The following is a 691-nucleotide window of genomic DNA, read 5'->3' as shown; positions in this document are numbered from 1 at the left end:
GCCGCATCCGGGCGCGCGCGCACCTTCTTCAGCAGCTTGGTGTAGTCACCGGGGCGCACCTTGCTCCACGCCGGCAGGATCAGCTGGAATTCCTTGAGGAACTCCAGCAGGTCTTCGTACTTGCTCTCCGGCGGGCGCTCGTGCACGCGGTACGGTGCGGGCACATGCATGCTCAGCAGGTAGCGCGCCGCCTCGACATTGGCGGCGATCATGCATTCTTCGATCAGCTTGTGCGCATCGTTGCGCACCAGCATGCCGGCCTGGGTGACTTCGCCGGTGTTGTCGAGCACGAAGCGCACTTCGGAGGTTTCGAACTCGATCGCCCCACGATGCGTGCGCGCCTTCGACAGCACGTGATACAGCTGATGCAGGCGCTGCACCTGCGGCAGCAACGGGCCGATGAAGGCCTTGGTGTCGGCATCGTCTTCGCCCACCGCCTTCCAGACCTGGTTATAGGTCAGGCGTGCGTGCGAATTCATCACCGCCTCGTAAAAACGCGAGCCGGTCACTTCGCCATCGCGTCCCACCTGCATGTCGCAGACGAAGCACATGCGATCGACCTTGGGCATCAGCGAGCAGATGCCGTTGGACAATGTCTCCGGCAGCATCGGCACCACGAACCCGGGGAAATACACCGAGGTGGCGCGCTTTTGCGCTTCGTCGTCCAGCGGCGTCCCGGGACGCACATAGT

1 protein-coding gene is annotated in these 691 nt (G+C 63.4%); it reads right to left on the bottom strand.

From position 1 onward, the window contains the following. Positions 1-691 (bottom strand): RNB domain-containing ribonuclease (locus tag XAXN_RS19875; RefSeq protein ID WP_134984943.1); only part of this gene is annotated, 691 nt, incomplete at both ends.

This window comes from Xanthomonas axonopodis (assembly GCF_001304695.1).
GTDB classification, from domain to species: domain Bacteria; phylum Pseudomonadota; class Gammaproteobacteria; order Xanthomonadales; family Xanthomonadaceae; genus Xanthomonas; species Xanthomonas axonopodis.
Note: the sequence above shows the minus strand (reverse complement) of the source record. Positions and strands in the feature narration are given on the sequence as shown.